This window comes from Enterococcus hailinensis (assembly GCF_045862035.1).
In the GTDB taxonomy this organism is placed as follows: Bacteria; Bacillota; Bacilli; order Lactobacillales; family Enterococcaceae; genus Enterococcus_A; species Enterococcus_A hailinensis.
The window spans coordinates 1-5812 of the sequence record NZ_BAAFRV010000038.1 but is presented as its reverse complement, the minus strand read 5'-3'; the positions used below and the strand labels follow the sequence as shown (position 1 = coordinate 5812).

The following is a 5812-nucleotide window of genomic DNA, read 5'->3' as shown; positions in this document are numbered from 1 at the left end:
CAGAACATCGTACCATTAAATACCTGAATAATTTGATTGAACAAGACCATCGTCCAGTAAAGAGACGCAATAAATTCTATCGAAGTTTACGCACTGCCTCTACCACGATTAAAGGCATGGAAGCCATTCGAGGATTATATAAGAAAACCCGAAAAGAAGGCACTCTCTTCGGGTTTTCGGTCTGTACTGAAATCAAGGTATTATTGGGAATCCCAGCTTAAATCATAGATACCGTAAGGGATTTTATTCTTTATTTAAAACTTTGCAACAGAACCTATGAAACTTATATTAAGGTAAAAGGAAAGTGGTACTATTTGTATCGATCCATTGATTCTTCGGGGATAACATTAGATATTTGGTTACGAAAAAAGCGTGATAAACAAGCAGCTTATGCTTTCTTTAAACGATTGATCAAACAATTTGGAGAACCTAAAGTTCTTGTCACTGATAAAGCCCCTTCACTAAGTAGTGCGTTTAATCAATTGCATTCTGAAGGATTATTTTCTAAGACTGAACACCGAACAAATAAATACTTGAATAATATCATTGAACAGGATCATCGATCCATCAAGAAAAGGCACAAATTATATCAGTCCATAAGGACTGCTTCCTCAACAATTAAAGGAATTGAAACTATACACGCTTTATATAAAATTAGCCAAAGAGACAAAAGTCTCTTTGGCTTTTCAGTGATTCATGAGATGAATACATTAATGAGTATCTAAGCATAAAATCAAAAATTAATTGGAAACTCTTTATTAATTTTTTAACTTTGCAACAGAACCATCTTAAATAATACGCAAGGCTTCCTATTTGAATTATAGGTTTAATTTAATAAGAGATATTGTGATTTAGATACTCATCTAACTATTTAATTTATTTTTCGAACTATTAATAGCAGGTAATAAAATTCGTTTAAACACAGGAACTAATACAAGATAAAAGATTAAATTACCCGTTCCATGGAGGATATCAAAAAATAATCCTTGAAAATAATAGGCCCAAAAAGAAGGTAGTTGATATATAAAGACTTCAACTCTCGATACGATCAATCCGTAAAGAAGGCCACATAAAAATGCAATGATTGCTTGGATAGAGATGTGATGCTTAATCAGGGCACAGTTAGATAAAAAATGAAAAACCGTAACGATACTACTGAAGGCGATCAGTTGGCTGATTGTCCAACTACCCATTCCTAAATAAAGGTTTGTCCCTAATAAGCTTACTAAAGTAACGATTAAAGCATCTGTATAACTTCCATAAAAAGCGAGTAAAAGTAGAATGGCTGTCATTGGTTGTACATTCGGTATCCAAGTAAAAAGGATTCTACCAACAATACAGGCGGCACTAAATAAAGCGAGGGTGGTAATCCTTCTGATTGGAAAGCGTGAATTAGAGGTTGGTAACACTAGGAAAACTCCCTTGTTTTAATTGATAATAGTTCTCATTGTATCAGAATAAAAATTAATTACAAGATTGAATTACACTTTATATAGTGCGATAATCATTAGCGGGCACAATATGTTGTGTTTGTTGATGATAAAGGTGGTAGTATTTAATGAATTATCCTAAAAAATATATAGAAAAACTAAATCAAGATATCTCTTCTTATAAAGAAGTCGCTAAGATAACTGCAGAAATGACTCAAACATTTGATGGGATTTCAAGATTAATCATGCTTGATCGCTATGCATTTAAAGATATGAGCGGAAAAACTTTGACAGTCGGGGATTTGGTTATTTTAACAACCCATGCTGATCCACAATATCCAGCAAGAGGGATCGGAAAAATTGAAGAGATCAATAAGGAACAGTTGATAATTCGAATTGAGGAAGAATTTCAAAGCTCGTTAACTAATCCAGAAGAAATTGCTTCGGGACGAGTGATTCGAAATATAAATGAGGTTGAGAAACCGCTTGAACTTTATTTTGAACAAATTGCAGCTCGTGTTGCTAGAGGAATCTCTGATATTGAAGGAGAAAAAAAAGCTCAGTTTTTTACCGAGTTTTATCAGCATTTGACAGAACAAAATCTCATTCCTGCTGGACGTGTACTTTATGGTGCAGGAACGAATTCAGAAGTAACATACTTCAATTGCTACGTTATGCCATTCATCCATGACTCTCGTGGGGGCCTGGCAAAACATCGTCAAGAAGTGATGGAGATTATGAGCCGTGGTGGTGGTGTAGGAACGAACGGTTCAACGCTACGGCCAAAATCAGCGATCGTCCATGGGGTGAATGGGAAATCATCAGGTTCAGTTTCGTGGCTCAATGATTTAGCTAATTTGACAAATTTAGTTGAACAAGGCGGGAGTCGTCGGGGAGCACAAATGATCATGTTGAATGATTGGCATCCAGATATTTTTGAATTCATTATCTCTAAGATTCAGAATCCGGCCATTTTACAAAATTTGATCCACACTAGCCAAAGTCCGATAGTACGTCAATTAGCTAGTGAAAAACTGACTTTTGAACCACTAATAGCAAATGAAAAGGAATGGTTAGAGTATTTGGTCGATCATCCGACGAATGATATGGAGGATAAATTTTTAAAAACGGCTCAACAGAAATTAAAAGCGGGTGGTACGTACAGTGTGAAAGACCCTGATTTCTTGACCGGAGCCAATATCTCCGTCTGTTTAACAAAAGAATTTATGGAAGCTGTCGAAACCGACCAAACTTATGAGTTACGCTTTCCAGCAATCGAAGACTATGACGCTAGTGAAATGGCTGATTATGATCAACATTGGATGGAAATTGGAGATGTCAGAGAATGGGCTGAAACAGGGCGTAAAGTAAAAATCCATCAAACGATCAAGGCTCGCGAATTGTGGGATTTGATTACTTATTGTGCAACGTATTCAGCAGAACCGGGAATATTTTTTATCGATAATGCTAATGAGATGACCAATGCTCAAGCCTACGGACAAAAGGTAGTTGCAACCAATCCATGTGGGGAACAGCCGTTGACGCCTTATGCGGTATGCAATCTAGCAGCAATTAATTTAGCCAATATGGTTGATAAAGAAACGAAAGTTGTCGACTTTGAAAAATTAGCTGATGTCGTACGAGCTAGTGTTCGTTTTCAGGACAATGTAATTGATGCGACGCCTTACTTTTTTGAAAAAAATGAGCAGCAAGCTAAAGGTGAACGACGTGTTGGACTTGGGGTCATGGGATTGGCAGATTTATTGATTTATTGTGAAAAAGTCTATGGATCTGAAGATGGAAACCGTTTAGTAGATCAAGTATTTGAAAAAATTGCTGTTACGGCTTATCAAACGTCCGTCGAACTAGCAAAAGAAAAAGGAAGCTTCCCATTTTTAGTAGGCAAAACAGTCGAGGAAACAACAGCACTTCGTCAACGTTTTATTGAATCGGGCTATATGAAGAAGATGCCGGAATCAATCCGACAAGCGATTCTAAAATACGGCATTCGTAATTCTCATTTACTAACAGTCGCACCAACAGGGTCAACGGGTACTATGGCTGGTGTTTCAACCGGACTAGAACCATATTTCTCTTTTTCTTATTTCAGAAGTGGTCGTTTAGGAAAATTCATTGAAGTTAATGCTGAAATAGTTAGCGAATATTTAGAAAAAAATCCAGAAACAGCTGCGGATAATCTACCCCCATTCTTTGTCTCTGCCATGGAGCTTTCACCAGAAGCTCATGTGAGTGTTCAATGTACGATCCAACGTTGGGTAGACAGCTCTATCTCAAAAACAGTTAATGCACCTAAGGGGTATCAAGTGAAACAAGTAGCCGCGATCTATGAAGATCTGTATCAAGGTGGGGCTAAAGGTGGAACCGTCTATGTGGATGGTAGCCGAGATTCGCAAGTGTTGACACTTGAAGCAGATGACAATGTATTTGAAGAACCTGTAGTAGGGGTGGTAAATAATCAAATTACTCTTGACTCATTAGAATCATCAGAAGCAGAAGAAATATGTCCGATTTGCCATGAGGGTAGAATTGAAGAAATTGGTGGTTGCAGTACGTGTACTAACTGTAAAGTACAACTAAAATGTGGCTTGTAAAAGGAGCTATTCGATGAAAATTTATACTAAAAGCGGCGATAAAGGAAACACTAGTATTATTGGTGGAAAAAGAATAAAAAAATCTGACGCTCGCGTTTGTGCTTACGGTAGCATGGATGAAGTAAATTCTTGGGTTGGTAAAATTATTTCAGAGTTGGATGATAAAAAGTTTGAGCTGTTGAAAAAAGAACTAGTCGCATTACAAATTTTACTTTTTGATATTGGAACAGACTTGGCTACACCCATTGGGATTAAAGAAATGATTGTAGGGAAAGAAGAAGTAACTAAGATTGAAACGCTGATTGATTTTTATCAAGCAAAAGTTCCAGTCATTGAAAAATTTATCTTACCTGGAGGACACCCGGTGGCATGCGATATGCAAATTACACGAACAGTTATTCGTCGGGCAGAACGTGAAATCACACGATTGATTGTTTCAGATGAACCTATCAATTTACATGCATACAAAATTATGAATCGCTTATCAGATTTATTTTTTGTACTTGCACGTTATGTAAATCATGTTTATGCTACCAAGGAACCATTTTATGAACGAGCAGGGAAGGTATTCCATTAAGAGAGGATTTTAAACTTGAAAAAATTAGCAACATTATTAACCGTTTTTATCGGATTATTCATTATGACAGGGTGCCAATCAAATCAAAATGATCAAGCCTCTTCAAAAGCATCCACTCAAGCAATAAGCGAGGTTGCTAAATCAAGCGTGCTGATAGAATTGACTGATAGCGATAAAGAGATCACTAAAAAAAAAGTCACTTACAAATCAGGAGAATCATTACTGGCAATTTTAAAGGCTAACTTTGAAGTAAAAGAAAAGGACGGCTTTATTACTTCAATTGATGGTCATGCGCAAGATGAGAGCCAAAATAAATATTGGACATTCACTATCAATGGAAAAATGGGTGAAAAAGGTGCAGGTGAAACTAAACTAGATAATGATGATCAAGTAGTTTTCAATTTGGGTGTATTTAAATAAAAATTATCGTTCTTTACAGTAATAGGACGATAATTAAGTATAAGAAAATTATTAGTTTTTAAAGGAATATGTTAATTTTAAAACACGTTCAAACCAATCATTCGAGGGTTTGAACGTGTTTTTTCTATCCTTGGATACTTTAACGAAAAGATTTGATGATATTAACCTTTTTTTAAGAGACAACCCGAAGAGACAATTTCAGATTTTGAAATTCTATTTGAATTAAGACGAGAGATTGTTAATCTGGGCTTGGAAAATTCTTTTTCGATGACTGAGTCCGTGTATCTACTATTTTATCTACTTTTTTATTCTCAAGAATGTCTGAATATGAGATAAATCTGTTGTCTAGTTCATCAAGGACTTCAATTGAACGGGATGAAATGTTTTTTAATAGAAAATACGAAAAAATCATCGCTAGCAAGATTAAATTGAGTTGCTCTTTTTATTTTGTATCAAAAAGTAGTTGCACTTCCTCTCACTAGAGGCTTTTTTTTATTGCATTCATCATCATCAATAAGAGATTAATATAAAAGTAATAAAGAAAAGGTAATAAAAGAAAGGTAATAAAAATAGCATATTATTTCGGAAGAGAGTGTAAAATATTTTGTGTAAATAGAAAAAAGGAAGTCCCTTCTGTAGAATAGAGTGGTGTTAGTATCAAATCTTAGACAACTTTTCGTAGAGACAGAAATAAATTAAACTTATCTACGAGAGGATGGATTTTATGACCCGATACGAAGAAAATTTCAAACAGATGATTGTTGAGCTGAATC

The 5812-nt window shown here is 35.5% G+C and carries 5 protein-coding genes and 1 pseudogene; 5 read left to right on the top strand and 1 reads right to left on the bottom strand.

Features of this window, described 5'->3' with window-relative positions; all coding sequences use genetic code 11:
- Together ACKTSC_RS13170 and ACKTSC_RS13165 are read left to right on the top strand one after the other, a co-directional pair.
- Window positions 1-221: DDE-type integrase/transposase/recombinase (locus ACKTSC_RS13170; protein ID WP_002347309.1), on the top strand; the 221-nt coding region annotated here is incomplete at its 5' end.
- Between the two features lie 57 nt (window positions 222-278).
- Window positions 279-725, top strand: a pseudogene (locus tag ACKTSC_RS13165) (IS6 family transposase); the annotation flags it as partial.
- A 138-nt stretch (window positions 726-863) separates the two neighbouring features.
- Here the strand turns inward: ACKTSC_RS13165 and ACKTSC_RS13160 are convergent.
- Window positions 864-1409: a hypothetical protein gene (locus tag ACKTSC_RS13160; protein WP_002319344.1), complete on the bottom strand. Its 546-nt coding sequence runs from the start codon at window positions 1407-1409 to the stop codon at window positions 864-866.
- 149 nt (window positions 1410-1558) lie between these two features.
- On the opposite strand from ACKTSC_RS13160, the gene ACKTSC_RS13155 reads away from it, so the two are divergent.
- From ACKTSC_RS13155 to ACKTSC_RS13145, 3 genes are read left to right on the top strand one after another with little or no spacing between them, the layout of a single operon-like run.
- On the top strand, window positions 1559-4042 hold the full coding sequence (locus ACKTSC_RS13155; RefSeq protein ID WP_216453747.1) for a vitamin B12-dependent ribonucleotide reductase: 2484 nt from the start codon (window positions 1559-1561) through the stop codon (window positions 4040-4042).
- 13 nt (window positions 4043-4055) lie between these two features.
- Window positions 4056-4619, top strand: coding sequence for a cob(I)yrinic acid a,c-diamide adenosyltransferase (locus ACKTSC_RS13150; protein ID WP_003106673.1), 564 nt, complete (start codon window positions 4056-4058; stop codon window positions 4617-4619).
- 15 nt (window positions 4620-4634) lie between these two features.
- Window positions 4635-5039 carry a DUF4430 domain-containing protein gene (locus tag ACKTSC_RS13145; protein WP_002320159.1) on the top strand — a complete coding sequence of 135 codons (405 nt, stop codon included), beginning with the start codon at window positions 4635-4637 and terminating at the stop codon, window positions 5037-5039.
- Window positions 5040-5812: the final 773 nt, after the last annotated feature.

Excerpts from the sequence above, each read along its gene's own strand:
- ACKTSC_RS13155 (WP_216453747.1), top strand. The coding sequence starts at position 1,559 with ATGAATTATCCTAAAAAATATATAGAAAAACTAAATCAAGATATCTCT.
- ACKTSC_RS13150 (WP_003106673.1), top strand. The coding sequence starts at position 4,056 with ATGAAAATTTATACTAAAAGCGGCGATAAAGGAAACACTAGTATTATT.